At 58.5% G+C, this 26,188-nt stretch carries 27 protein-coding genes; 13 read left to right on the plus strand and 14 right to left on the minus strand.

The annotated features are described in order from the left end of the window. Positions 1 to 6 precede the first annotated feature (6 nt). On the plus strand, positions 7 to 642 hold the full coding sequence (locus N2601_RS22730) for an outer membrane protein (protein ID WP_260305008.1): 636 nt from the start codon (positions 7 to 9) through the stop codon (positions 640 to 642). Positions 643 to 780: 138 nt separating this feature from the next. Here the strand turns inward: N2601_RS22730 and N2601_RS22735 are convergent, their stop codons facing one another. From N2601_RS22735 to N2601_RS22745, 3 genes are all read right to left on the minus strand, one after another. After that, positions 781 to 993 (minus strand): DUF2945 domain-containing protein, encoded by a 213-nt coding sequence (locus tag N2601_RS22735; RefSeq protein ID WP_260305009.1) that lies wholly within the window; start codon positions 991 to 993, stop codon positions 781 to 783. Positions 994 to 1,080: 87 nt separating this feature from the next. Continuing rightward, entirely contained in the window at positions 1,081 to 1,395 is a 315-nt protein-coding gene (locus N2601_RS22740) for a hypothetical protein (RefSeq protein WP_260305010.1), read from the minus strand. Between the two features lie 175 nt (positions 1,396 to 1,570). Then, positions 1,571 to 2,254, minus strand: a complete 684-nt coding sequence (locus tag N2601_RS22745) for a 5-formyltetrahydrofolate cyclo-ligase (RefSeq protein ID WP_260305011.1) — start codon at positions 2,252 to 2,254, stop codon at positions 1,571 to 1,573. Between the two features lie 114 nt (positions 2,255 to 2,368). Here N2601_RS22745 and N2601_RS22750 point away from each other — a divergent pair, with 114 nt between their 5' ends. The 6 genes from N2601_RS22750 to N2601_RS22775 all read left to right on the plus strand — a co-directional run bounded on the left by N2601_RS22750 (position 2,369) and on the right by N2601_RS22775 (position 8,651). Then, the gene (locus tag N2601_RS22750) at positions 2,369 to 3,274 is read left to right on the plus strand and encodes a LysR substrate-binding domain-containing protein (RefSeq protein ID WP_260305012.1); all 906 of its coding nucleotides are present in this window, start codon (positions 2,369 to 2,371) and stop codon (positions 3,272 to 3,274) included. A 49-nt stretch (positions 3,275 to 3,323) separates the two neighbouring features. Further along, positions 3,324 to 4,445: an HPP family protein gene (locus tag N2601_RS22755; protein ID WP_260305013.1), complete on the plus strand. Its 1,122-nt coding sequence runs from the start codon at positions 3,324 to 3,326 to the stop codon at positions 4,443 to 4,445. 281 nt (positions 4,446 to 4,726) lie between these two features. Beyond that, positions 4,727 to 6,232 carry a lipopolysaccharide biosynthesis protein gene (locus N2601_RS22760; RefSeq protein WP_260305014.1) on the plus strand — a complete coding sequence of 502 codons (1,506 nt, stop codon included), beginning with the start codon at positions 4,727 to 4,729 and terminating at the stop codon, positions 6,230 to 6,232. Positions 6,233 to 6,327: 95 nt separating this feature from the next. Then, a complete protein-coding gene (locus N2601_RS22765) occupies positions 6,328 to 7,155 on the plus strand; it encodes a galactosyl transferase (RefSeq protein WP_260305015.1) in 828 nt (275 codons plus the stop codon). A gap of 6 nt (positions 7,156 to 7,161) precedes the next feature. Further along, positions 7,162 to 8,271, plus strand: a complete 1,110-nt coding sequence (locus N2601_RS22770) for an acyltransferase family protein (protein ID WP_260305016.1) — start codon at positions 7,162 to 7,164, stop codon at positions 8,269 to 8,271. Between the two features lie 104 nt (positions 8,272 to 8,375). After that, positions 8,376 to 8,651 carry a DUF6522 family protein gene (locus N2601_RS22775; protein WP_104826608.1) on the plus strand — a complete coding sequence of 92 codons (276 nt, stop codon included), beginning with the start codon at positions 8,376 to 8,378 and terminating at the stop codon, positions 8,649 to 8,651. An 11-nt stretch (positions 8,652 to 8,662) separates the two neighbouring features. On the opposite strand, the gene N2601_RS22780 is transcribed toward N2601_RS22775, so the two are convergent. The 3 genes from N2601_RS22780 to N2601_RS22790 all read right to left on the minus strand — a co-directional run bounded on the left by N2601_RS22780 (position 8,663) and on the right by N2601_RS22790 (position 10,283). Continuing rightward, complete coding sequence (locus N2601_RS22780; protein ID WP_260305017.1) at positions 8,663 to 9,406, minus strand: RNA polymerase sigma factor; 744 nt, start codon at positions 9,404 to 9,406, stop codon at positions 8,663 to 8,665. 18 nt (positions 9,407 to 9,424) lie between these two features. Continuing rightward, on the minus strand, positions 9,425 to 9,700 hold the full coding sequence (locus N2601_RS22785; protein ID WP_445945035.1) for an amicyanin: 276 nt from the start codon (positions 9,698 to 9,700) through the stop codon (positions 9,425 to 9,427). 61 nt (positions 9,701 to 9,761) lie between these two features. Further along, complete coding sequence (locus tag N2601_RS22790) at positions 9,762 to 10,283, minus strand: DUF4142 domain-containing protein (RefSeq protein WP_260305019.1); 522 nt, start codon at positions 10,281 to 10,283, stop codon at positions 9,762 to 9,764. A gap of 483 nt (positions 10,284 to 10,766) precedes the next feature. Here N2601_RS22790 and N2601_RS22795 point away from each other — a divergent pair, with 483 nt between their 5' ends. From N2601_RS22795 to N2601_RS22810, 4 genes are all read left to right on the plus strand, one after another. Beyond that, entirely contained in the window at positions 10,767 to 11,852 is a 1,086-nt protein-coding gene (locus tag N2601_RS22795; protein ID WP_260305020.1) for a fatty acid desaturase family protein, read from the plus strand. 32 nt (positions 11,853 to 11,884) lie between these two features. Further along, a complete protein-coding gene (locus tag N2601_RS22800) occupies positions 11,885 to 12,193 on the plus strand; it encodes a MocE family 2Fe-2S type ferredoxin (RefSeq protein WP_260305021.1) in 309 nt (102 codons plus the stop codon). 109 nt (positions 12,194 to 12,302) lie between these two features. Continuing rightward, positions 12,303 to 12,860 carry an NADPH-dependent FMN reductase gene (locus tag N2601_RS22805; RefSeq protein WP_260305022.1) on the plus strand — a complete coding sequence of 186 codons (558 nt, stop codon included), beginning with the start codon at positions 12,303 to 12,305 and terminating at the stop codon, positions 12,858 to 12,860. Positions 12,861 to 12,989: 129 nt separating this feature from the next. After that, positions 12,990 to 13,877, plus strand: a complete 888-nt coding sequence (locus N2601_RS22810) for a DMT family transporter (protein ID WP_260305023.1) — start codon at positions 12,990 to 12,992, stop codon at positions 13,875 to 13,877. 101 nt (positions 13,878 to 13,978) lie between these two features. Here N2601_RS22810 and N2601_RS22815 read toward each other — a convergent pair whose 3' ends face one another. From N2601_RS22815 to N2601_RS22850, 8 genes are all read right to left on the minus strand, one after another. Then, the gene (locus tag N2601_RS22815; RefSeq protein ID WP_260305024.1) at positions 13,979 to 16,318 is read right to left on the minus strand and encodes a polysaccharide biosynthesis tyrosine autokinase; all 2,340 of its coding nucleotides are present in this window, start codon (positions 16,316 to 16,318) and stop codon (positions 13,979 to 13,981) included. Positions 16,319 to 16,402: 84 nt separating this feature from the next. Further along, positions 16,403 to 17,308, minus strand: coding sequence for a UTP--glucose-1-phosphate uridylyltransferase (locus N2601_RS22820; RefSeq protein ID WP_260305025.1), 906 nt, complete (start codon positions 17,306 to 17,308; stop codon positions 16,403 to 16,405). A 4-nt stretch (positions 17,309 to 17,312) separates the two neighbouring features. Beyond that, positions 17,313 to 18,365 (minus strand): glycosyltransferase family 2 protein, encoded by a 1,053-nt coding sequence (locus N2601_RS22825; protein WP_260305026.1) that lies wholly within the window; start codon positions 18,363 to 18,365, stop codon positions 17,313 to 17,315. Continuing rightward, entirely contained in the window at positions 18,362 to 19,303 is a 942-nt protein-coding gene (locus N2601_RS22830; protein ID WP_260305027.1) for a glycosyltransferase, read from the minus strand. The genes N2601_RS22825 and N2601_RS22830 overlap by 4 nt, the downstream gene beginning before the upstream one ends. Then, positions 19,300 to 20,298, minus strand: a complete 999-nt coding sequence (locus tag N2601_RS22835) for a glycosyltransferase family 2 protein (protein ID WP_260305028.1) — start codon at positions 20,296 to 20,298, stop codon at positions 19,300 to 19,302. The genes N2601_RS22830 and N2601_RS22835 overlap by 4 nt, the downstream gene beginning before the upstream one ends. Next, positions 20,295 to 21,503: a glycosyl transferase family 1 gene (locus N2601_RS22840; protein WP_260305029.1), complete on the minus strand. Its 1,209-nt coding sequence runs from the start codon at positions 21,501 to 21,503 to the stop codon at positions 20,295 to 20,297. The genes N2601_RS22835 and N2601_RS22840 overlap by 4 nt, the downstream gene beginning before the upstream one ends. 107 nt (positions 21,504 to 21,610) lie before the next feature. After that, positions 21,611 to 22,414 (minus strand): endo-1,3-1,4-beta-glycanase ExoK, encoded by an 804-nt coding sequence (locus N2601_RS22845; RefSeq protein WP_260305030.1) that lies wholly within the window; start codon positions 22,412 to 22,414, stop codon positions 21,611 to 21,613. Positions 22,415 to 22,423: 9 nt separating this feature from the next. Further along, on the minus strand, positions 22,424 to 23,536 hold the full coding sequence (locus N2601_RS22850) for an acyltransferase family protein (protein ID WP_260305031.1): 1,113 nt from the start codon (positions 23,534 to 23,536) through the stop codon (positions 22,424 to 22,426). Between the two features lie 655 nt (positions 23,537 to 24,191). On the opposite strand from N2601_RS22850, the gene N2601_RS22855 reads away from it, so the two are divergent. Together N2601_RS22855 and N2601_RS22860 are read left to right on the plus strand one after the other, a co-directional pair. Then, on the plus strand, positions 24,192 to 25,151 hold the full coding sequence (locus N2601_RS22855) for a glycosyltransferase family 2 protein (protein ID WP_260305229.1): 960 nt from the start codon (positions 24,192 to 24,194) through the stop codon (positions 25,149 to 25,151). An 88-nt stretch (positions 25,152 to 25,239) separates the two neighbouring features. Further along, the gene (locus N2601_RS22860; RefSeq protein WP_260305032.1) at positions 25,240 to 26,184 is read left to right on the plus strand and encodes a polysaccharide pyruvyl transferase family protein; all 945 of its coding nucleotides are present in this window, start codon (positions 25,240 to 25,242) and stop codon (positions 26,182 to 26,184) included. Positions 26,185 to 26,188: the final 4 nt, after the last annotated feature.

Genomic DNA, 26,188 nt, shown 5'->3' on the forward strand with positions numbered 1-26,188 from the left:
ACACCGATGCATAAGCTGCTCATCTCCACCGCGATTGCCAGTATCGTTGGATTCAGTGCGGCGTCGGCCGCGGATGTTGTAACCCAGGCGCCGGAAGCGCCTGTCGTCGAAACTCCGGCAGGTTTCACTTGGGCGGGTGCATATGCCGGTATTCGCGGCGGCGGCAATTGGGTCAATGGAGATTTCAGCATTCCCGGCGCACGCGCGTCTGAAGATCTGAGCGGCGGCCTCGTCGGTGGCTTCATCGGCTACAATTGGCAATTTGAGAATAATGTTGTGCTCGGCCTCGAAGGCGACCTCAATTATAACTGGAACAAAGATACTATCGCACCCGGCATCGATGTTGGGACGGACATTGATGGTTCGGTCCGCGCCCGCCTCGGCTATGCTTTCGATCGCGCTCTGATCTATGCGACAGGCGGCTGGGAAGCGACGCGTGGGTTTGTCGACACGGGCAGCAAAGACACCAAAACCTTCAACGGCTGGACGGTTGGCGCCGGCGTTGATTATGCCTTCACCAATCGGGTCTTCGGACGCTTGGAATACCGCTACACCGACTTCGGCGATAAGGATATCAACGGCGTGAACGTCGATCTGAAGCAGAACGCCGTTGTCGTCGGTATCGGCGTGAAATTCTGGTGATTGCTTCAGCAGATAACGTCAGGCGCCTCGCAAGTCACCGCGGCCGCATCGGAAGACGATCCTCAGCCTTATGGCAGCGGGACGTCAGCACGGTCTCTAGGCTGACGAGGAAGCCATGCTGGCGCGAGCTCCGCTGGCTCATTGGATCTTCTGAAGCGCGCTCCCCTTATGCGCTGCAATATGGGCGGTCTTGTCGCTCTTGATTTCGTACTGCGGATCGTCGGCCGAAGCGCGATGCGTATGGCCTTTATAATCGAAATCGCGGGTGTGAATTTTGGTGATCGTGCCGCTGACATGGCCCGCTTCGGAGTTCCAGCTCACATGATCGCCAACTTTGAATGTTTTTCCCACGGCGCTTTGCTTCCGTACCGGACTCTCTTACGCCATTAACGCGAGCTCATGCTCTTTGTTCATTCAGCGCGAAAGCACTGGCGGCCGCTAAAGAGCGTGAACCGTGAACTGCAGATAGGCGGCAAGGCTGGCGGCCGAAAGTCCCACAATGATGACGGGATGGGCGAGGCCCTTGCTGATGGTCGCAAGGGCCAGGCCGAGCAGAACGATCATTCCCCCTAGCAGCAACCCTTTGTCGGCAACGGACAGTGCGAGGGCGGACAGGCAGACGGCCGCGGCGACCATCGTTACCGGCATCTGGTTTTGAAGAGGCTCGCTTCGGCTTGTGAAGGTGAGCAGGAACCTGTTCCAGCTCAGCCCGAGAGAAATGCTTAGAAGCAAGGAGGGGAGAACATGCCACATGAAATATCGTCTCTTCTGATGTCGATCATAGAGAAGCAATCCATGTGCCAAAGGTGAGAAACTGCGATTTCGCAAGGGCAAGTCGGGACGCCGACAAGGTTGGCTGCCTGTTTGGAAGTCGATTTGCCGTTCTCTTCGGCATTCAAGTTGGACATTGCGGCTAAGGCCTGAGAGCTCAGCGGTATCGCAACTCGGTTTGCGTGACGACCACATCCATGGGAATGTCGTGAGCAAGGGGATGAATGGTGGCGATCTTCTGGGACTCGAAGCCGACGCCGATGGTAAAGGGCTTGCGGTCGAAACTAGCCAGTGTTCTGTCGAAAAAGCCGCCGCCATAACCAAGCCGGAAGCATTCAGCATCGAAGCCGACGAGGGGCGCTATGACGATGTCCGGAACGGCTTGCGCACCTTCCTCAGGCACCGGGATATTCCAAACGCCACGTTCAAGCCGGTCACCCATTTTCCACGACCGGAATATCAATGGTTCGGCTTTGGCGACGACCACGGGCAGCAGGCAAATGGCGCCACGGGCAGTCAAGGCGGCCATCCATCCTCGGAGATCGGGTTCTCCGAGGAACGGCCAAAACAGGCTTATGTGTTTACCGGAGACCTTAGTGACAATCCGGTCAAGATGGCTCGCGATGGCGCGCGTATAGTCCTTGCGCTGCGCCACCGGTAAGGCCTTGCGCTCATCGATCAACTTCTGCCGTTCCGGCTTTCGCCAGGCAAAGACCTCTGAGTCCGTGGCAAAGGCGGGCGAAATACCACTATAGGCGGGATCGACTTCGTGCAGCATACACGCAGGCGACGCGTATTCATGGGTTTCCTCGTCCATCTCCGATCGATCTGATTTTGTCATCCGCTCTTTGAATCTCTCCCGCTTGACGGTTCGAGGCGAAAACCCGCTTGAGCAGCGGCAATGATTTTTATATAGGGAACGATATGGTAATTTAATTCCTGAATCGAGATCTTTTTGGACCTTTCATCGATCGAGATATTCCTCGCCGTCGCTTGCGACCGCAGCGTGACCAAGGCGGCCAAAGCCGTCGGCCGCGCGCCGTCGAATGTGACGACCCGAATTCAGCAGTTGGAGGATGATCTCGGCGTCCTGCTCTTCAGCCGCGACGGCAAAAAGATGACTTTGACGCGAGAAGGCGAGACATTTCTGGTCTATGCCAATCGCCTCGCCGCCTTGGCGCTGGAAGCGAGACAGGCCGTCAGGCCCCTGCAGCCTTCCGGCACGCTGCGTGTCGGAACGATGGAAAGCACGGCGGCAAGCCGGTTGCCGGCAGCGCTGACCCAATTCAACCGGATGTGGCCCGATGTGTCGCTTCATCTGACATTGGGTGCATCGCGCGATCTCACCCGGGACGTTCTTGGTGACGTATTGGACTGTGCGCTGATCGCCCGCCCGCCGAAAACGATGCTTGACGAAGATGCGGATTTTGATGCCGAGCTTGAGAGCCTTGAAGTAGAACCTGTCTTTGTCGAGGATCTATTGCTCGTATTGCCGTCCGGGCATCCGCCCATTCAATCCGCCGCCGACTTGCGGGTCGGATCGCTTGCTGCTCTCGAACCTGGATGCACCTATCGAAGGATTGCCGAAAGCTGGGCGCGAAAATCGAGTGGCTTGCAGACGAGAGAGCTTGGCTCCTACCACGCGATCCTGGCAAGCGTGGCAACCGGGAGCGCGGCAGGTGTCATGCCGAAATCGGTTCTCGATCTCATGCACTGGCCGACGAGTTCCCCAACTCATCAACTGGGAGCCATCGACACGATCCTCATCTATCGCAGGAATGATCGGCCAACCGCCTTCAAAGCGTTTCACGAAGTCCTCAGCGCGGCCAAGAGCCGGGATCCGCGGCTGGTAACAAACTAAACGGCGCCTCCACCCACTCACAAACAATCTTTCCTAAACTGGTTTCATCATGCAGCATCCAGACTCCCCCAAGGTGGGGCCGAGCCGTTTCCGCTTGTTTTCGCCAATCCTCGCTGGGGCAACCCTGCATGAACGATTGATGGCTTGCCTTGGGGCCTTGATCGGTATCGGCCTTACCGGCGTCATCAGCGGCTATCTCTTCGGGCAAGGACCCCATCTACCGCTCATCGTCGCACCGATGGGCGCATCGGCGGTGCTTCTTTTCGCGGTCCCGTCCAGTCCGCTTGCCCAGCCCTGGTCGATTATCGGCGGCAACACCATTTCCGCCATGATGGGCATCATTGCAGGCTATTTCATTCATGATCCGATTATCGCAATCGGGGTCGGCGTCTCACTTGCGATCGGCGCGATGTCTTTCACCCGATGCCTCCATCCACCCGGCGGCGCGGCAGCTCTGACCGCCGTTCTCGGCGGCCCGGTCGTTGCAAGTTGGGGTTTCTTCTTTCCGTTCATCCCCGTGGCCCTGAATTCCTGCATACTGGTCGGCCTCGGCCTGCTGTTTCACAGGTTTTCCAAGCGCAACTATCCGCATGTTGTCGCAATGCCGGCGGAGAACACCCATCAGACGCGTGACCTGCCGTCGGTCCTGCGTGTAGGCTTCCGCGAAGAAGACGTCGATGCCGCTCTGGCCGCGCTCGATGAGACCTTCGATATCGATCGGGCCGATCTTAGCCGCCTGCTGCGGCAAGTCGAATTGCAGGCAGCGGTGCGGTCGCACGGCAACATAAGCTGCGCCGACATCATGTCACGCGACGTCATCGCCATCAGCGAGGGCACCGAGCCGGATCATGCCCGGCATCTTCTGTTGAAGCACAACATCCGCACACTGCCGGTAAAGGATCGGGAAGGCCGCTTGATCGGTACGATTGGCCTGCGTGAATTGTCTGACAGCATCGATAGCATCGCGGGCGCGATATCGAAGCCGGCCGTGGCGGACGCAGCCGATCTTGCACTATCGCTGTTGCCTGTTCTGACCGACGGGCGCACGCATGCGGTGATTATCGTGGACACCGACCGCCGTGTCCTTGGCCTGATATCGCAGACGGATCTTCTGAGTGCCATGGCGCGGCTTTTGTCAAACAACAACGCGGCGGCGCTGGCCGACGCTTGAGGCACGTCATGGCTGCCAATGCCTCTGGGTATAGCCGTCACATTTATGTCCAAGCGATCAGCCAATAACGAAACGTGAGGGCAATATCATTGCTCAGCGCCGTCACTAACTGTGCGCTGCAGCAAAAAAGATATGAAATGCATTGCGCTGCGCAAGACGGGCGCTTGACCATTTCGATTTCGGCGCCATTTGAGCCCCAGCCTTCGATTTCGTGACCTTGCACGGCTGCTTCGGCGGGAACCAGATGGAGTTGTAACATCGCTAATGAATCGGATGAAAGCTTGAGGTCGCCGCCTTCCTGGGAAACGGGAAGCGCGATTCTCGAGTCGGACGAGATCGTCTTCGAACACTTGAGCGAGAACCGATCCGGCGCGGCGCTGAAAGGGGCGTTCTGGTCGGCGTTGGATACGCTGATACCGACGGCGCTGAACAGCCTCGTTTTCATTGTCACGTCGAGATATCTGCTGCCGCAGGACTTTGGTCTTGTGGCGCTTGCCTTCAGCATCGTGAGCTTTGCCGCCGGCCTTGGGCCGACCGCGTTCGGCGAAGCGTTGATCCAGCAGAAGACCATTCGCCAAAGCCACCTCGATACCGTGTTCTGGCTGTCGTTCGCGTCGGCGGCGATCCTTTACCTCGTGCTTTTCGCGGGATCCTCCTACATTGCCCATGCCCTGGGGCATGACGAAATCGTCGGCTTGCTGATGATTATCGGCTTGAAGATTTTCTTCGACATGATGATCATCGTTCCCAATGCCCTTATCGGCCGCACGATGTCCTTTCATCTCGCCGCCGTCCGCACGGCGATCGCCACGGTCGTATCGGGCCTCGTATGCCTGGCCTTGATTTTCGCCGGCTTCGGCCTCTGGGCACTGGCGATCGCGCAGATCGCCGCACCTGCCGCCGGATGCATAGCCGCCTTCTGGGGCGCGGGATGGCTGCCGGGTGTGCGGATCAAGTGGAGCAGTCTTCGCGAGCTCCTGCATTACGGCGTCTTTGCGTCCGGCAATCGCTTCCTCCAGTCCATGAGCCTCGATCAGCTCATCATAGGCACGCTCGTCAGTCCGGCCGCGCTCGGCATCTATAATTTCGCCCGGCGGCTTTTCGAAATGATCAACAATGTCGTTGCCGGCGGCCTGACCTCGGTCACGCACGTTCTCCTGTCGTCGCTGCAGCATGATCAGAATAAGGTCCGTGAGGCATTCCTCATGGCAACGTTTGGCTGCTCGCTGGTGTCATTTCCGGCCTTCATGGGTCTTGCCGCCGTGGCCGACGACGCCATTCCGTTGATCTTCGGGCAACACTGGGCGGCTGCGATCTGGCCGGTGCGGTTTTTCTGCGTCATCGGATTGATGAGCGGCATCGGCGTTGTCCAGGCATCCTTGATTACCAGCCAGGGCAAGTCGGACTGGTGGTTCTACTACCAGCTCGTGCGAAACATCGTCACGATCATCACCGTGCTGCTGCTTTACCCATATGGCGTGACCACCATCGTCTTCGCGCTGATGCTCGAAGTGCTGCTTCTTTGGCCGGTAACGCTCTGGATGGTTTCGCGCTTGATTGCACTCAGCGTCGGAGCTTATTTCGCCCAGTTCGTTAGGCCGATAGCTGCCTATGTCGGAATGCTTGCCGCCGTGCTCGGCGCTTCGGCATTGCTGCAGGACTGGAGCCCGGCCTCGCGCCTGGCGATCGAAATATCCGTCGGCGCGATCGTCTATACGAGCCTGATCTTCATCCTTTGCCGGGAGAGAGCTCTTTTCCTGGCAAAGACAATGCTCCGGCGGCGCTAACTTTCGTTCGGCTCAGCGGCCGAGCATCGAAATCGATTGTTTATTCCAATGTCCCTGTCGGATGCAGGGCCGATGCGATCGCAAAAGAGGGAATTATGTCACTCGTTACGTTCATCATTCCGGTTCGACACCAGGACAATGCCAAGGATTGGCCGGCGCTGAAAGAACGGTTGTCCCAAACCGTGGCGTCGATTGCCGGTCAATCGAACCCCGATTGGAGCGCCGTTATCGTCGCGAATGAGGGTGCGGACCTTCCCGATCTGCCGCCGCAATTTTCAGTCGAACGCGTTACGTTTCCCCCGAACCAGCTCCACGATTTGGATAGCGCGGATAGAGAAAGGGTCTACGACGCGTTCCGCCTGGACAAGGGCCGCCGCGTGCTGAGCGGTATGCTTTCAGCCCGGGATTCGCGGTTTTTCATGATCGTAGACGATGACGATTTCGTCAGCGCCAATATCGTCAGCTACGTTGCGCAGCACCCGGATACGAACGGCTGGAAGATCGACAAGGGCTACCTCTGGAACGAAGGCGGCCGGTTGATCATGCATTACGATGATTTCGCGAATTACTGCGGCACATCGTTGATCGTGCAATCGCGTCTCTACGACCTTCCGGCGACACTTGAGGTTGCCGATATCGACTATGTGAAGTCGATGCTGGGCAGTCATGTGCGTATCGCAAACATATTGGCCGAGCGCGGCACGCCCCTCGAGGCGCTGCCGTTTCGCGGCGCCATTTACCGGGTTGGGCATAGCGGTGCGCACAGCAAGTCCGCCAGTCTGCTGTCGACCTATTTTTTCAATACCCGCGCGCTTCGGCGCCCTCGCCAACTTCTTCGCAATCTCACGCGGGTTCGTCCGCTCGATCGCGGCCTGCGCAACGAATTTTTCGGTGCTGCCAGCGCCAACAACGTGAAATGGTGATCAGTTGTGAAAGCATCCGATAGTTCAGCGACGGGAGAAGACCTTAGGTCGATCCCTGTTCCACCGCAGGGACGCTCGCTTCAGGCGGGTCGGACAAGCCATCGATATGCATCGCTCGACGCGATGCGGGGGCTCGCGGCATTTGCGGTCGTTGTCTATCACCTTCAACGACCTTATGCGCCTTTGGCCTATGTCGCGGTCGACTTCTTTTTCGTTCTGAGCGGCTTCGTCATTGCAAGGGCATATAGCGAAAAGCTCGCCAGCGGTATGCCGCTGGCGGCCTTTATGAAAGCCCGCTACGCGCGCCTCTATCCGTTGTTCATACTCGGAACCTTCTATGGACTGGTGCAATTGCTGGCCCATTGGAATTGGTCGACCGACAGTGTCGGCGATTTGCTCGCAAGCTTGATTTCGACCGCATTCATGCTGCCGTCTCCGAGCTTTCTGACGAGATCCGCAACGGATTTGTGGCCGTTATACCCTTTGAACGGGCCTGCGTGGTCGCTGTTCTGGGAGCTGCTCGTCAATCTGGTATTTGCCCTGATGCTTTTCAGGATGAGAACGAAATATCTAGCTATTGTCGCGGCGGCATCACTTGGCTGTCTGCTCGCATCCGTCGCCTTGCACCGCTCCCTCGACCTTGGCTGGGAATGGCGATCGGTCGACGGTGGACTGGCTCGCGTGTTTTTCTCCTTCGTCGTCGGCATGATCATATTCAGGCTTCAGAAAGACAGGCGGCCCGTCACCACCTATTTTGCGCTCCTGCCGATCTCCTTGATTTTCGCTCTGCTGTTTCTGCCGACCTATTCGCTGAAATTCGCCCTGTTCTTCTGCATCGTCATCTCGCCGCTTATCGTCCTTGCCGGCACATATCTGGAAATTCCCGAGAGGATTCAGCCGATTGGCATATTTCTCGGCTATCTCTCCTATCCGATCTATATGTGTCACAGGGGCTTTACCGAAATATATGAGCACTTCGTCCACAGCGATCACATGTCGCCGTGGATCTACATCGGAGGCTTTTTGATGCTGATTTCGGTGATATCGCTTTTGTCGGCCCAGCTTGTCTCCATCGTGCCGAGATTTGCGTTTTCCGCAAAGGTGCGAACGCCGTAGACGCCAAAGCGTTTGATCGGAGGCGGGAACGATTCTCCCGCCGGTGGTCGTTCTCCATTTTGGTTTGATATATGAGCGTGTATATCTGCGGAAGGGGTGAAGCAATGTTCGTCGAGCGCGCGCAAAATGGGGATTTTATTGTCGATTCTTCGGAAATCGCCGCTCGGTTTGGTCTCTCGCTTGCAGAATTTCGCCGCTACATGCAGCGCGGCTCCGTCACCTCTTCCGTGGAGGTGGGCACGGAAGATCACGCGGGAACGAAACGCCTTTCCTTGCGACTAGGCAACCGCATGTGGCGCGCGATTCTCGATGACGAGAACAGGGTGAAGCACGAGGAAATGACATTTCTCGGCAGGCAGCATGCGACACCCAAATCCTGATACGACCCCTTCTACTGCGATGGTATCGAGGAATCCCTTTTCCCCGCGTGTATTGTGCGCAGCGCTGTAATCACCCGGTCAGCCATATCGGCGCAGCGGGCGCCATCGAAAGGAAAGAGGGCGGAAAATGCCCCGGAAAATTGCTTTTCTATCGAAAGCCGCATCATCTTGCGGGCACGGTGCAGCCGGGTCTTGGTGGTCTCCGGCTTGATGTTGAGGAGGAACGCCGTTTCCTCCGTGCTGAAGCCTTCCACGTCGCGCAGAATGAAGACGGTGCGGAACTCTGAGGGCAGGGCATCCACCGCATGTTCCAGCAGACGCCTCGTCTGATTTCGCGCCAATTCAGCCTCGGGATCGGCTGGCGCGAGCGAGGAGGGGAAGTGCAACAAACCGCCGCCTGACGCCTTGTTCTGCATGTCGATCTCCTCAAGCCCGGTAAAGTCGCGTCGTCGCTGCATGCGGGCAAGCGCTTCGTTGAGCGCAATCCTCGTCAGCCAGGTTGATAATGTTGAACTGCCGCGGAATGTCGCCAGATTGATGAACGCTTGCATATAGGTTGCCTGGACAACATCCTCCGCTTCAGCGTCGTTGCCGACGATGGCGCGCGCCGTTCGAAACAAGCGCTGGTTGTTGCGCTGGACAATGATCCGGATGGCATCCTCATCGCCAGCCTTGGCGCGAGCGATGAGTTCGGCTTCCGAATAGGTGGAAGGATCCGGCCGTTGTCGCTTGGCTGCGGCGGAGACGGCAGTCATCGTGGCTCCTCTCTCTCCCTACGGCTGCACATTCAGTTCCCCGATCATCATCGGATGAAAGCGGCAGTAAAATTTCACGTCGCCGGTGCGTTCGATGGTCATTTTCTTTTGCGACTTGGCCGGCAGGTCGATGTCGAAGCTGGCATCGCGCGCGGTGGCCGTGTGGCGGAATATATCATCGTTACGCCAGACGATCACGTCGCCGACATGCAACGTGGCCGGCGGCAGGCCGAATTTCATATTCGCAATGGCGATTTGATATTCGGCCGACTTCGTCTCCGTGCTGACCGTCATGAGCAGCAACCCCACGACAATCACCGATAGACGCTTTGTATTCATCGCGCCCATCGCCGGTTCATTTCATCGTCGCGGCAAGATGTTCCGCATGCGTTTGATGTTCCTTGAAGAGTGTAAGGCCGGTCTCCAACAGTGACTTGAGTTCGGCATTCTTTGCCGATGGGATCAGTTGCTTGGAAAGCGCGTCGTTGACCGCCTTGTGATAGGCCACTTCATTGTCGATATAGGCCTTGTCGAAGGCCTTGCCGTCCAACTTGCCGAGCTTGGCCAGTTCCTTGCTGGCTTGGGCACTCAGCGACTTGCTGACGTCATTGTCCTCAGGCGTGACCTTGAGTTTCTTGACCAGCGCCAGCGCCTGCTCGTTAACGGATTTGTGGTCGCGCTCCATAGTCTTGGCGAATTCGACCACCTCCGGATTCTTGCTTTTTTTCACCGCCTGCTCGGCAGCCGTGACGTCGATCTGTCCGGCGGTGTAGGCGATATGGGCGATTTGTGGATCGGAGATTTTCGCATCTGCGGCGATTGCTGCGGTGCTGGCGAAGCCGACCAGGAATGTCGCGGTCAGAATGTGCTTGAACATGATTTGTCTCCCGTTCGTTGTTAATCCGGAGCGGACATTGGACACAGTGCCGTCCTTCGTCCGTTGGTCTCGTGTCGGAACTAGCCATTGGATAGAGTTGAGAGAAAAAGGTTCCCAAAAAAATCGCGGACTTTTTGGGGTCAGGTGATTTTTGGGCGAAGGAGCGCTTTGGTTCTTCTTCGTGGAAGAATTTTCGGTCTGAATGATAGAATTCTATCATTCGAATATTTCCCAAGTAGGAGGCCTCAAAAGGAAAAATGTCTGATCCGCTGCTCATTGGGCGCAGCCGCTCTCCATCACGCTCTAGCAAGATCAGCGATGGTTGGTCTGCGCATGGATGGTCCTGAGGTATTCCATCATGAATGAGATGGGCGGTTGATGGAATATGATAGATTCCATCATCGTTGCATTGAGGCAAGCAAAAACTCGACCTATCATCCCAGTCATCAGGTGCGGCGCTGGTTTGCGACGCGGGAGGCAGGAATGAGCGAGACAGGAAAGCGTGATTACAGCCTGCTTGGCCCAAGCGGCCGGCAGGCGGTCGAAGCCGGACTGGCGGCGGCGGAGTGGTATCATACCGAGATTGCCCGCAAGGAGATGAAGGCGCTGATGCAGCGCTCCGATGACGCCGCCATCCGCGACACGATCATCTGGCTCGGCAGCATGGCGATCCTCGCCGGCCTCGGCATCTTTTTCTGGGGCTCCTGGCTTTGTGTGCCCTTCTTCCTGGCTTACGGCGTGCTTTACGGCTCGGCCTCTGATAGCCGCTGGCACGAATGCGGCCATGGCACGGCGTTCAAGACCCGCTGGATGAATGATGCGGTCTATGAGATCGCCTGCTTCATGATCATGCGCAATCCGGTGACCTGGCGCTGGAGCCATACCCGCCATCACACCGACACCGTCATCGTCGGCCGCGATCCGGAGATCGCCGTCATGCGGCCGCCGGATCTCGTGCGCCTGGTCCTGAACTTCTTCGGCATCGTCGATGTCTTCTATGCGATGCTCGACATGGTCCGCAATGCCTTCGGCATCATCAGCGCCACGGAGAAAACCTTCATTCCCGAGATGGAGCAGCCGAAGGCGATCCGCATCGCCCGCATCTGGAGCCTCATCTATATCGCCACCATCGCCGCCGCTATTGCCATGGGCTCGCTCCTGCCGCTGGTGCTGATCGGCCTGCCGAGGCTCTACGGCGCCTGGCATCATGTGCTGACCGGCCTGTTGCAGCATGGCGGGCTTGCCGACAATGTCATCGACCACCGGCTGAACAGCCGCACGGTGCTGATGAACCCGGTAAGCCGCTTCATCTATTGGAACATGAACTATCATGTCGAACACCACATGTTCCCGATGGTGCCCTATCATGCGCTGCCGAAGCTGCATGCGATGATCAAACACGATCTGCCGCGGCCCAATCCGTCGATCTGGTCGGGCTACCGCGAGATGATCCCGGCCTTCCTGCGGCAGTTGCGCAACGAGGATTATTTCCTGAAGCGCGACCTGCCGCCGACGGCGAGGCCCTATCGCGAGGAATTCCACAACGGGCTGGCCGAAGCGGCACAATAACCGACTGACAATGTGAAAACAGGGAGGCAGGAATGAGCGGCAACTGGATTAAGGTCTGCGCGGCGGATGCGATCGACGAGGAGGACGTCATGCGCTTCGACCATGGCGGCAAGACCTTCGCGATCTATCGCAGTCCGGAAGACGACTATTTTGCCACCGACGGCCTGTGCACGCACGAGCAGGTCCATCTTGCCGACGGGCTGGTGATGGACAACATCATCGAATGTCCCAAGCACAACGGCCGCTTCGACTACCGCACCGGCGAGGCCAAGGGCGCCCCCGTCTGCGTCAACCTCAAAACCTATCCCGTCAAGGTCGACACCGTTTTTATTGATATCTGAGGGGCAGGCGATATTCGACTTGGGCTATCCGCATTCACATGACCATCGGTCCTTGACGAATGGTATCGAGCTATAAATCTCTCCCCATCCAATTCTTATGGGGGACACGATGAAAATTCTCGGCATATCGGGCAGCCTTCGCAAGGGCTCATTCAACACGGCACTGCTGCACGCCGCTGTCGCGCTCGCGCCGCCGGGCGTTGAACTCATCGCCGGGACGATCCATGGCATTCCGCTTTATGACGCCGATGTCGAGGCCGAAGGTATTCCGGAAAAGGTGAGCGAGCTCAAGGAGCTGGCCGCAGCCTCCGACGGCCTGATCCTGTTCACGCCGGAATACAACAATTCGCTTCCCGGCGTTTTCAAGAACGCGATCGACTGGATGAGCAGGCCGCCCAGCGATATTCCCCGCGTCTTCCGGGCAAAACCCGTCGCCGTTCTCGGCGCCTCGCCCGGCAATTTCGGCACGATCCTTAGCCAGACTGCCTGGCTGCCCGTTCTGCGCACGCTCGGCGCCAATCCCTGGTTCGGCGGTCGGCTGATGGTGTCTCGCGCCGGCAGCGTGTTCGATGCGGAAGGTCAAATCGTCGACGAGAAAGTGAAGCAGAACCTCGCCGCCTTCGTCGAGGGTTTCGCCGCCTTTGTCGAAAGCACGCAAAAAAGCTGATCGACACATTTCGTGTAGTAAGGCAGATGCGGGAGCCTATGATCGAAGGATCGAATGGCCTATTGTGATCGGCAGCGTCGGTTTGGCCGGCGCTTCCGGGGCCGCATACCATCCTTCCTTCGAGCCGAAATGAAATCCAATACTGCCGGTTATGTCTTCACGCTGTTGGCGATCAGCATATTCGCCATACAGGACGGCATCTCAAAACATCTGGTGAGTGCCTATCCGCCGCTCTTCGTGGCGATGATCCGCTACTGGGCCTTCATGCTTTTTGCCGTGGCGTTGGCATCGCGCTCACCCGGCGGATTGCGTGTCGCCATCCGCACCAAACGGCCGCGCCTGCAGATCACCCGAGGGCTGCTGCTAGCCGCGCAGATCGTGGTCGCCATCTCGTCCTTCGTCATCGTCGGCCTTGCCCGTTCGCAGGCGATCTTCTCGTCCGGACCATTGATTGTCGCGTTATTGTCCGTGCCGATCCTTGGCGAAAGGGTCGGTTGGCGGCGCTGGCTGGCAATCTGCATCGGCTTCGTCGGCGTGCTGCTGATCCTGAAGCCGGAAAGCGGCTTTTTCGACATTCGTTTCCTGCTGCCGCTTGCCGGTGCCCTGTTGTTTTCGCTGTATGTCGTTCTCACCCGCTATGTCAGCCGGGACGATTCCGCGATGACGAGTTTTCTTTACACCGGCGTCGTCGGCGCCGTTGCCATGAGCTGCATCGGACCGTTCTTCTGGGCACCGGTTGTGCCGTATGACTGGGCTTTCCTGGGTGTGCTCTGCCTCACGGGCATGTCGAGCCACTATTTTCTCATTCGCGCCTATGACCTTCTCGACGCGGTGGTGATCCAGCCGCTCACTTATCTGCAGCTCGTCTTCTCGGCGATCATCGCCGTCTCGATCTTCGGCGAGACGCTCAATGTCTATACTGTGATAGGAGCCATCATCGTCGTGGCTGCGGGCATCTTCACGATTTGGCGCGAACACGTCCTGGCACGCGCCGGTGCCAGGACGTTGAAAGCGTAGGGGAGAGCGGTTCAGCGTTTTACGGAATCGCCTTCCCGCTCTATCACTTTGTTTTTACGCATTCCGGACCGAAAACCGGTTCGCACTTTTCCTGGATTGCTCTAGGCGTCGATTTCTGCCTTCGGTTGTTCCTCGGTGTAGTAGCTGGTGTATTTCTGCCGGTAGCGCTCCGTGCCGCCGAAGTCGCTGTAGCGCGACAGTTCCGACATATCCGTCTTGTTGAGGATGACGCCGAGAACACGCGAATTGATCTGCGGCTCCTGTTCCAGCAAATCCCTGACGAGATTGGTCGGCGTCGCACCCCACTCGGCAACAAAGAGGAAAGCGTCCACCTGCGGCGCGAACGCCTTGGCGTCGATGACCGGGCCTAGCGGCGCAAGGTCGACGACGATGTAGTCGAACATCTTCCGCGCGCTTTCCATCAGGTTCAGCATGCCCTGAGAAGACAGGAGCTCGCTGGTATGCAGCAGATGATCGCGTAGAACCACCGGCAGAATAGCAAGCTTGGTGCGTGGATCGACCCTGACGGCACTTGCCCAGGGAATTTCGCCGAGAGCCGCCTCGATGAGGCCGGTCTGCGGCGGTGATTTCAGCATCCGGCTCAAACCGGGATTGCGCAAGTCGGCATCGATCAGCAGCGTGCGTTTGCCGCTGCTCGCGAGCAGCGCGGCAAAATTGGCGGCCGTCGTCGACTTGCCTTCGCCGGGCAATGCCGAGACAACGCCGATCACGCGGTCAGCCCGTCCTTGCAGCATGACATCGCTGGCAAGCTTGGCGTTGCGCAGGGTTTCGGCGAATATCGAGCGCGGGGCCTCGACCGAGACACGCATGATCCGTTCGAAAGCGACACCGGTCTCGGCATCCTCGGCCGTTGCCGGCCCGACTTTGAGCCTGCGACCCTTCTTTTTCTTCTTGTCGAATGTCTGTTGGCCGAGCAGCGGCAAATAGCCCAGGAATTTAAGGCCGAGCGCTGCGCGCACATCGGCTTCGACCCGGAAGTACCGGTCGCGGAATTCCTGCAGCGCGGCAAAGGCACCGCCGGCCATCAAGCCGAGCACGATCGAAAGTGCCAGGACGAGCGTCTTTTTCGGGCTTGACGGCGCGGATGGCACACCGGCGGCGGAGATGACGCGGGCCTTGGCGATCGGGAAGGAGCGTTGCTGCGATGCCTCCTCATAACGGCTGAGATAGGATTCGTAGAGCGTCTTCAGCGCTGTCGCTTTCTGGTTCAGCGCATTCAATTGCACGAGGGATTTATTGGCCTCGGAGTTCTTGCCGACCACGCCTTCGATGCTGTTGCGCAGCGACACCGCACGCGATTGTGCTACGTCGAATTCATTCTTGTAGCTCGCCGTCAGTTGCTGCAGTTCCTGGTAAATCTGCCGCGTGATGTCTTCGCGCTCCGCCTTCAGCGCCACGGCCTGGGGATGACTGGCGCCGAAATTCTGCGTCACGTCCTGCTCGCGCTTCTGCACATTGAGATAACGCGTCTTCAGATCCTGCAATACGCTATTGTCGGTCTGACTGGACGAGATCGTCGCGTTTTTCACCGCATTGTCCGGTCCCTGATCGATGATCGATTTGTATTGATAATAGCGCGCCGAGGCGCTGGCAGTATCGGCCTGAGCGATGATCAATTGCTTGTTGAGATCGGAAATCTGCTGTTCCGACATCAGTTCGCCGCCGGTCGAGGTCAGACCGTTCTCGGCCTTATATTTTTCGACATCGAGCGAAGCCTGTTGCGAACGCTCGCGCAGGTCGTTCAGCCGCTCCTGCAGCCAGACGGATGCCCGCTCGGTTGCATCGAAATTGGCGTTGAGCTGATCCGTCAGATAGGCGTCGGCATAGGCCGCAGTGACCTTGGCGGCCAATTGCTGATCGGTCGAGCCGAAGGATACGGAGACGACGGAACTGCGGGTGACGCGCTCCACCTTGAGAGCGTCCTGCAATGTCGCGGCGATTTGCTGACGTTGCGCCTCGCGCGCCTCTTCGGCAGTTAGCGGCGGCTTCGCCGGTTTAAAGGCGCTGGCAATCAGCTTCACGCCGGATTTGATCAGCGCTACCGGCGACTGCGGCGGATTGAGGATCGCGTCATTGTTGACGAGGCCTGCCGCATCGACGACGCGCAAGGCCATCTCGTTGGATTTCAGGATTTCGACAGCGCTGGCGATCTCCATATCGGCCTGCTGGCTGCTGGCCTGCGGCGGCTGGTCCTCCGCATATTTGGTCATGGTTTCGTCGAGCAATATCTGTGTCGCTGACGTATAGGTCGAAGGTGCGGTCAGCAGATAAGCGACCGCCAGTGCGACGAAGATGACCACACCGGCGAGGATGGTGCGGATGCGACGGGTGATGACCGCCATCAGCCGGTCTAGGTCAATGAAACCATCCTGCTCCTCCTTTGGAAGAGCGCTGTGGAAGGTGAAATTCTTCTGATGCATGGCGACCACCTTGTCGGAGAAGCCTAAATGAATAGCGGCAATGGCCTGCGGCCATCGAGGCCGCAGGCGAAAGTGTGAAGCGGCTTAAGCTGCGGTCATCTGCGCTTCGTGCGAGAGAACCAAGCTTCGGATCGAGTCGTAAACGAGACCGCCGATGTCCGCGCGTGCCAGCGCGAAGGCGACGTTCGCCTCGATAAAGCCTTGCTTCGATCCGCAATCGAAAGTCCGTCCGCTATAAGCCTGGGCATGGAAGTCCTGTGTTTGAGACAGGCGCAGCATGCCGTCGGTTAGCTGGATCTCGTTGCCAGCGCCGCGTTCCTGCCGCGCCAGGATGTCGAAGATCTCAGGCTGGAGAATATAGCGCCCATTGAGGTAAAAGTTAGAAGGCGCCTCCGACGGATGCGGTTTCTCAACCATTTTGGTCACACCGAAGCCGTGGCGAACCGGCGCTCCACGGCCGATAATGCCGTATTTCGAGGTCTCTTCCGGCGCACATTCCTCGACCGCGACGATATTGCCGCCGACTTCGTCATAGAGTTCCATCAGCCCGGCCATGCAGCCGCGCAGGCCATGGCAGACCATATCGGGCAGCAGCAGCGCAAACGGCTCATTGCCGATCAGGTCCCGAGCGCACCATACGGCATGGCCGAGGCCGAGCGGCGCCTGCTGGCGGGTAAAGCTGACCGAGCCGGCCCGCGGCAGAAGACGCTCCAGTTCGGAAACCTGCTTTGTCTTGCCCGCTCTATGCAGCGAGGAGATCAGCTCCGGCGTATCGTCGAAATGATCCTCGATTGCCGATTTGTTGCGGCTGGTGACGAAGACGATGTGCTCTATGCCGGCCTCGATGGCCTCGTCGACGGCATATTGCACCACCGGACGATCGACAATTGTCAACATTTCCTTGGGCATCGCCTTGGTGGCCGGCAGGAAACGGGTTCCGTTGCCAGCAACTGGGATGATTGCTTTTCTCACACGATGCTTAGGGTCCATAGCTCTATCCTTTGTTAGAGTGAGGGCCTGCGCCCAAACTGGGGAGGGAGGGGGAGATCGGGGACGCCGACGCGACTTCGCCGCCGCCCTGCAGGACGGTTGTCTCGCCGTTGCCCCGAAGAAGGGCGGCAAGACGACGAAGACGGGCCGCGATCGGCATGCGCAAATGACGAACCGCGCCCGGATTGCAGCAGGCAATTTTCAGCGCGTTCGGTAAGGAACCGTCCTTGATGCTGTCGACAAGCATTAGGAAGGATAGTGTTTCTTTCAGGTTGCGCGTCCGTCGCCGTTGGGCGGCCAGAGCGGCGGCACCGAAAGGATGTGTAGAGAAAAACTTCTGGTCGGCGGCAATCATCGCCTCGACATCTTGCCGCTTCAGCACGCGCGAGATCGAACCTTCGCGAATGTAATAGAGATAACCGGCCGTCGGTTCGACAGCGCAGACGCCGCCTTTAGCCAATGCGGAGGCGAGAAAAATATAGTCCTCGCCGATCCTGAGGGCCTCGTCGAAGCGCAGGTGGTGCTTCTCGAGAAAGGCGCGCTCGAAGACGGGCTTCATGTAGCCGAAATTATGCTCGGAGCGGAAAATCATGTTCGACATGATGAATTTCTGCAGCGTCAGAACCGGCAGACGCGCGAGTACGGCTTCCGGAAACATCGTGCCCGCCGCCTCATCCGCTCCCCTGATAACATCGAGATTGTCGACGACGATCTGGGCCTCGGCCTTTTCGGCCCGTGCAATCAGCCGTGCCATGCGGTCCGGGCGTAGCGCATCGTCGGAATCAAGCACGGCAACCCAACGGCCGCGAGCGGCGTCAAGGCCGGCATTGCGTGCCGCGGCGGGACCGCCGTTACGGGGCATGGCAACGAGCCGAACGCGCGGATCGGGGTGGTTGCCGGCAATCGTCGGGGTATTGTCGCTGGAACAATCGTCGACGACGATCACCTCCATGCTGACGGCACCCTGCGCCAACGCGCTGTCAATGGCGCGCTCCAGGGTGTCCTCGGCGTTGTAGGCTGCGACGACGAAACTGACATCAGGGATGAAATCCGTCATTGCGGTGCTTTCTCCAAATTTCCGTATTGTTCGATTTCGCGGACACCGAACAGGCCGCTGACGACGCCTGCGTGCATGATACCGCGCAGGCCGTAGCGGTGGCGCTGCACGGGAAAAGCGGCGAGAAGCGCGGCGACGGCAAAGCAATAGCCGGATTTGGCGCCGGCCATCGCAATTGCCTTCCACCGGCCAAGGCCGGCCGACGTCTCCAGCAGCATCCGCCCATGCGTCTGCCCCATACGGAACCGCCGCTTCGTGAGCCAGGCAACCGTCGCCCGCCCGTTCGGCACGGGTTCGTAGACCATGGCGTCCTCTGCAAAGGCGATCTTTCCGCCCGCCCTGTGCATGTGGGCGAAATATTCCGTATCCTCGCCACCGCTGCGCCCCAGCGCGATGTTGAAGCGGCGGCCGGCAAGCGACGGCGCGTTGCGCCGCAGCAGGACATTGCAGGTATAGCCCGTGCGGATATCGCCGGAGACCCAGACCGGCAATGTCGAATGGAAATCGCCGCGCCGCATCCAGCCCGGCGCACCGTTCGGATAGACGGCGCTGACGGGGCCGAGCACCGCGTCGGCTCCGGTGGTATCCGCGGTCACCAGTAATTCAGCCAGCCAATCCTCTGATGCGGTCTCGTCGTCGTCGATGAAGGCCACGAAATCGCCGGTCGCATGCTCGAGGCAGGCGTTGCGGGCGATCGAAATGTTCGAAGCGGGGCAATGCACATAGGCAATCTCGAAAGGCACCGCCGAACGCATGGCTTCGACGCGGTCGCGCGCACTTGGCATCACGTCATTGTCGGCAACGATGATACGGACAGTAACGTCCACAGGAACGGTCAAGACCGCCAGCGACAACAGCGTCTGGTCCAGTTCGGCGCGGCGATAGGTGCAGACAGCGATATCGATCCTCACGGATCGGCGCTCCGGGTTCCGCGTCATGACACCACCTTGCGTGCACGGAAGCTGAAGACTTCCATCCAGAAACCCATCGACCAGGCAAAATGCATGACCATGGCCGAGACGGCGGCGAGAGGTCCGTACGGATTGCGCTCGCCGAGCGCGATCCAGAAGCCATAGGCTACGCATGCAAAAGCCCAAAGGCTGATGGGAACGACCGCAATCCAACTGAGGATCGCCAGAAACGCGCCGACGAAGATCGGCACCACGGCCAGCGGCAGCATCTGGCGGACGCTCGGCATGCTGCGATGCTTGAGGATATTGCGCGCACGGCCGCGGCCATAGCCGAGATACTGTCGGAAAAGCGTCGGAACGCTGGAGCGCGGATAATAGGTCATTGCCGTCTTGTCGGTGAGCCAGATGCGATAACCGGCCTTCCGTAGGCGATAGTCGAGCTCGGCATCCTCATTGTGGCTGAAGGCTTCGTCATAGCCGCCGACGGCGCGGAAGGCAGAGATGCGCATCAGCGCATGGTGACCGTGATCGGCCCAATGCCCCTTGGCGCCTTCGCGGTGCTTGGAGCCGCCATTGCCGAGCTTGGAATTCTGCGCCACCGCCGTCGCCTTCTGGAAAGCGCTAAAGCCCATGGTACGCATGGCGACGACAACCGAATCCGCCCCAGTCGCCTGCGCCTCCTGCGCGAGGATCTGGCAGTAGTCGCTGGGATAATCGCCATGGGCGTCGATGCGAATGAAATAGTCGTAGTCGCGGCCAAAGGTTTCGATGGCGAGATTGATCGCAGCACTTTGCAGCCGCTTCGGGTTGTCGAGCAGGAGAATGCGCGGATCGGTCGCGGCGATCTCCTTGACGATGTCGCGCGTTCTATCCGTGCTACCACCATCGGCAACCACGATCCGGGCATCAAGTTCGTCCAGAGCACTACCGAGCTTGGCAATCAGCGGCTCGATATGCTTCTCCTCATTGAGGCAGGGAATAACGATTAAGCAACGCATATCCATAGGAATTCCGGTCTTCATTGCAATCCACCTCTATTGCGATGCATTTGTGGGAGGGCTTTTAATTCGGCGGTTTGGCCACTGGCGCGGGTAAGGGAGGCCAGCCGCTGCACCAATCCTTGGCATTCGGCGCGGTCGGTCATCCATTGCCTGCGGTCCTGCGCGGCCAAGGCGTTGAAAGCGGCGAGGTAGCGCTCCTTATTTATGTCGCCCAGGAGGGCGACAAGGTGCGCAGCATCCGCCTTTTCGAGCGTCAGCCCAATTTTTCGGTTTGCCAGGAACCGTGCGGTTTCAGTGCCATTGAAGGCGATCGGCACGGCGCCATGCAGGCCGCCTTCATAGAGACGGTTCGGCAATAGCCAACTGGAATTCAGTCCTTCTTCGAAGAAGTCGATAGCCCAGGAGAATTGCACCTCGCCATAGATCGCCGCGAGATCCTCGGGATTTTTGTATGGGCCACCGAAGCGCATGAAGGGCGCATCGCGCACGAAGCCATCGAAATCACTGAACTCGGAATAGGCCGGCCGGCCACGCAAGACGATCTCGAAGCGGCCTTCCATCTGACGTGAAAATTCAGCAAGCATTTCCAGTGATTTGCGACACCGAAGCGCACCGAACCAGCCGATCTTCCAGGGCTCGTTGGCGGCTGGCAATCGCGGCGCAACGGTAATTTCAGCCCCGATACCCTCGATCGCCAGGACTTTGTTCTCGAGAAGGAGGATCGGCAGGTCGAGGCCCGAGCGAGAGCGGAAATAATGCTCGACAAAGGCCGGCGAACTGGTCAGCAGCAGCGCCGCATCCGCGCCGAAATGGCGCTCGATGCCACGAAGGGCGCCGCCAAAGACGTCCTTGCGCAGCAGCAGCCGGTGAATATCGAGGCACTCGTAGACAACGGGCATATCGCCGCCGAAGATCGACTTGGCGCGATTGGCCACGGCCAGCATTTCAAGATTGCGGCCGATGATCACGTCTGGCTTTTCAATCGAACGCAGCAATCCGCGCAGTTGCAGAGCAGACTTGGCAACGGCAGCGATACGCTGTGCGAACTGCGCATCACGCGTCCGCCCGAGTTCGATCGGTTCGACACCGTGCACGGCAGCCAACGCGTTGTCATCGCGCCGAAAGCCTGCCAGCGTTACTTTCGCCCCACCCGCCTGCAGCATCAGCACCCGCCTGCGGACGGCGGGATCGGCGAGATCGTGGACGAAATAGAGAATATGCAGCATGAAAACTTCCGCTCTCGTACCCGGCCGGATGCCAGGCGCCTCGTTTCGTTCGTGTTGCACCACGTTCATTGCTCCGGCTGCGAAATCCGCTTCGCAGCCGGAATGTTTCAGTTGATCTTGCAGGCGACCGATTCCGGGAACTGGCACTTATCGCCCGCTGCCGTGAAGGCAACGCGATCGATCTGCATGGTCGCCGGCCCACCGCCATAGGCGAACTTGCCCATCCAGCCGCTCAACGTGTCTGTGCCCCAAAGGCTGAAGAAGATCTTCTGCGCATGCGTTGGGATCTTCGACGGATCGGTTACCTCCTGGACGAGCTTGCCGTTCAGGTAGTAGCGGAGCCGATCCTTTTCCCAGACGAAGGCGTAATCGTTGAAGCCTTGATCGGCGCCGCCGGCGACCGGGACGAGTTTCTCATTGCCGCCTTTGGCGCCAATATATTGATTGACCTGAACCTGTCCGAGGTTCTTGCCGAGCACTTCGAAATCGATCTCGTCGTGCGGTTTCTTGTCGGTCGGACCTATATAGGTGAAGAAAGCCGAATTAAGGCCGGAGCCGGTCGCGGTGCGATAACGCGCCTCATAGGTGCCGTAGCCATAGGTCTTGGTCGTCTGGATCTCGCCGCAGGCATAGTCCCGTTGGCCGGTCTTGGCCTGCGTGAATTGAAGCTGCAGCATGCCGCCCTCGACACTGACCTCCTTCTTGGACCAGGTGCAGTTCTGGTGCGGGCCGTTGTTCCAGCCATCCGAAACGAACCACCGGCCGCTGTCGATCCGGTCGAAATTGTCGACGAAAGACTTGCCGTTCGGCTGATCCTCCTGCGCGGAAACTGCGCAAGGGATGAGACCGACGCTCAAGACTGCGAATGCAACAAGGTTAAGTCCCCGGGAATGGAAGATCGGTTTCGTCATGTGTCACCTTTACTCGGAGGTTGCCCGCCGGCCATCGGCCAGGGCTTCGACACGCGGCCGCATGCGGCTGCCGGTCAGTAGATTGTAGAAAGAGGGCAGGGCGTTGCGCGCCATGCCGTTGGTCAAAGGCAGCACCGTCAGGGTGATGGCGGCGGCCAGCAGGTAGAAGACGGGATAGAGATCCACGCCGGTTCGGTTCCACAGAATCCAGAGGCTCAACAGCAGCGGGTGATGGGCGCAGAAGATCCAGAAGCTCAAGCCGCCGGTTTCCGCCAATTGCTGACCAACCTTGCTCTTGATCAGGATTGCCGACAGCGCCCAGAAGCCTGGAATACCGGCGAGCACCATCATATCCCGGCTGAATTCCAGCCACACTGGCGGTTCCGGCGCGGTCAAATAAGCCACTGTCGCCCACAAAATCGCGAGTGCGAGAAAGGCTGCGCCGATGGGGGCCGCGTATCGGTCGATGATGGTTAGATCGATGCGATAAAGGCTGAGATAGATGCCGAAACTGAAGCTGAAGAGGATGGAGTTCCTGAGCACGATGCCAAGCGGTACCGGCAACGCCGCAAGCATCAGCAGAAATACCAGCGTCGGCAGCGGGTAGTGGCGGATCAGCATCGCCAGCAACGGCGAGAGCAGGATGCAAACGAAGAGATCGCGCAGAAAATAGAGGGGCAAATCAATCGGCGCGCCTTCGGTGGCAAACAGAAGTGTAGCGAGGGTGCGCGGGCTGGCATTCGTCAGATCCGGCAGATAGCCATCGCCGATACCGCTGGCCTGCAGGATCAGCACAAAAAGAAAAAAGGCGCTGTTCCATAGCAGAAATGGCAGGAGAACGGTCCTTGTCTTGCGGCGGACGGTCTTGCCGTAGTCCAGCGAGGCCGCGCCGTGGCGGAAAAGCAGATAGCCGGAAATGGCGCTCAAGCAGGGAACGCCCACGCGAAACAGGCTGTCGCGCAGGAAGACCCGAAGCCAATCAAAGAGGCCATAGGCGCCGTTGAATGGGCTGGAATCCGTATCAAACGGGATATGTACAAATACGATGCCCGAGATGAGCACGATGCGCATGAGATTGATCCGCGAAGACACGTTGGCAGTCACATTCACGATAGCTGTCACCCCTTTTTCGGACCGCTCCCCCCTTGCAGCCGTTTCAACCAGAGCAGACTAGAGCCCGCAGACGTAAGCTAGGGCGATCTGGCGAAAGGAAATATGGCACTGCAGCAAAAAACCGGGATATATGGCCTCGCAGACGTGTCCTGGCGCGATGAAAGAGATGAAGAAACATCTAATTCAATCGGATTAATACCTATGGAAGTGGTTGGTTTAAAACGATTTTAAGAGTGGTATAATGTTAACGCGATAGCGTGGAATTACACGCTGCGGCAGCACCAAATTTTTTTCCACCGGCCGAGGATTTTTTTTGCATTGCCGCAGATCGCACGATCAATCGTGATCAAAATAGGGCGATGATGCAAGCTTATTGAGAAAATGCGAATAAGATCACTCACTTATGGGTTGCGATTTCGTTTTCGACCTTCTGCTTGAGCCGACGAAGGTTACGATGTCGACGATGGCAAATGCTCTCGTTCTCGATAAAACGCACTCTCCGTCATTGTTCGGAACAGATCGGGCACTAACTGTTGAGGCCACGGCGACATCCTGTCTTTCGGGACCGGCTGAAAATTCAGCGATGGAGAGTGTCGAAAAGCGCATGGCGGTCCCTGTGAAAAGGGGCCACAAACTCTTTATTGAAAACCGTAAAGGCTTGAAAATGGCGTCGATCACGATTGTTATCCCCTTCTATCAGAGGCAGACAGGCATTTTGCAGCGTGCATTGACATCGATATCCAAGCAGGTGTTTCAGGATTTCGATATCCTCATTGTCGACGATGAATCGCCGCTTCCGGCAGAAAACGAGCTTCAGGCGCTTAGCGAAAAAGAGCGGGCGCGAATTACGGTTATCCGTCAGGCCAATGCGGGACCGGGTGGCGCACGCAATACCGGCCTCGACAACGTGCCGGCTTCAAGCCGTTTTGTCGCCTTCCTGGATTCCGACGACGAATGGGCGCCGCAACATCTCAGCAACGCCTTCGAGGCCCTGACGCGGTACGATGCTGATTGTTATTGGGACTCGATCCATGGCGGCGAGGAATTCTCCTACCATTTCAGCATGGCGGAACTGGCAAAATCAGTGAATGCCACCCGTCTCTCCCAAACGCCGTCGCTTATCGAAGTTCCTGATATCGCCAGCGTCATGCTGAAAGATTGGAGCTTTCTGCATCTCTCCTGCATGGTGATCGGCCGACCACTGTTCGAGAAAATCCGTTTCGAGGCCGCATTGCGGCTGGCGGCAGAGGATGTGTTGTTCTTCTGCGACTGCATCCTTGCGGCCAAACGCGTGTTGTTGTGTGAAGATACCGGCGCGCTGCGTGGCGAAGGCATGAATATCTTTCACAGCATTGATAATGATTCACCGCAATTCCTCCGGCAGCAATTCAACACCTGGACCGCGCTTAATACGCTGGAACAGCGGTTCTTGCGCCGGCCGCAGGATATAGCGGCCATTCGCGCCTATAAAAACCGCGCCCGCAAACAGGCGCTGTGGAGCCAGGCGCGGCAGTTGCGGCGCAAGCGTTTGCCGCAACTTGGGCTACTGGCGCAATGGGCGTGGAAAGACCCGGCAATATTGCAGAGTGCGGTGCAGCTTGCCGCGGGCAAGTTGGCGCCCTAGTTTTCGCACCTGCAGCAAAGCTGTCCATACCTGTTACTGAAGAGCCAACGTATGTTCAGCTATTATCTAAATCACCAAGGAGACCTGCATGAAGCCGTTCCACTGGGAATCCACCCATGGTAATTTCGGTGACGATCTCAATCTCTGGCTCTGGGATTTCCTGCTTCCCGGCCTGCGCGACGTTCATAAAGAAACACTGCTGGTCGGTGTCGGAACCGTACTCAACACCCTGATCCTGCCGCTCGACGGCCACAAGCTCGTGATTGGCAGCGGCTTCGGCTACGGCTCGCTTCCCGACATGAGCGACAGGACCAAGTGGGATATCCGCAGCGTTCGCGGCCCGCTGACGGCGGAAAAGGTAGGCCTTCCGCAGGACATGGGCGTCATCGATCCGGCCGTGATGGTGACCGAAATGCCGGAATTCAAAAACCTGCCGAAAAGTAATCGCCGCACCTTCGTCCCGCATTGGGAGTCGGCGGCAGCGGGCCTATGGCCGGAGATCTGCAAGACCGTCGGCCTCTCCTATCTCGACCCCCGCGGCGAGGCAAAGGCGGTGATCCGCGAGATCGCGACCTCCGAGCTGATTGTCGCCGAGTCCATGCATGGCGCGATCCTGGCCGATGCCTTCCGGGTACCGTGGATCGCCGTCAGTACGTCACGGGCGATCAATAGCTTCAAGTGGAACGACTGGGCTCGCTCGCTCGGCGTCACCTATGCGCCAAAACACATTCCGGTTTCCACCCGCGCGGAAGCGATTGCCAAGGGTGCCCGGTTCTGGGGCGTCGGTTTCGAACGGGACGAGCACGCCACAGAAGAGCTGGAGAAGCACCGGCATGGGGGAACGGTGGTCCTTGCCGATCCCGAACAGACCCGCCTCAGAGTGATGGCGAAGCAGGCACTTGCTGTGCCCTCGGCGCTCGCGCTTTGGCAGGCCAGCAAGGCGAAGCCGCAATTGAGCGCCGACTCCGCCCTTGCCAGCCGAAAGCAACGCCTCTTCGACGTTATCGAAGGCGTGCGCCGCGACTACTTCTGATAGC

This window comes from Rhizobium sp. CB3060 (assembly GCF_025200735.1).
Lineage (GTDB): Bacteria > Pseudomonadota > Alphaproteobacteria > Rhizobiales > Rhizobiaceae > Rhizobium.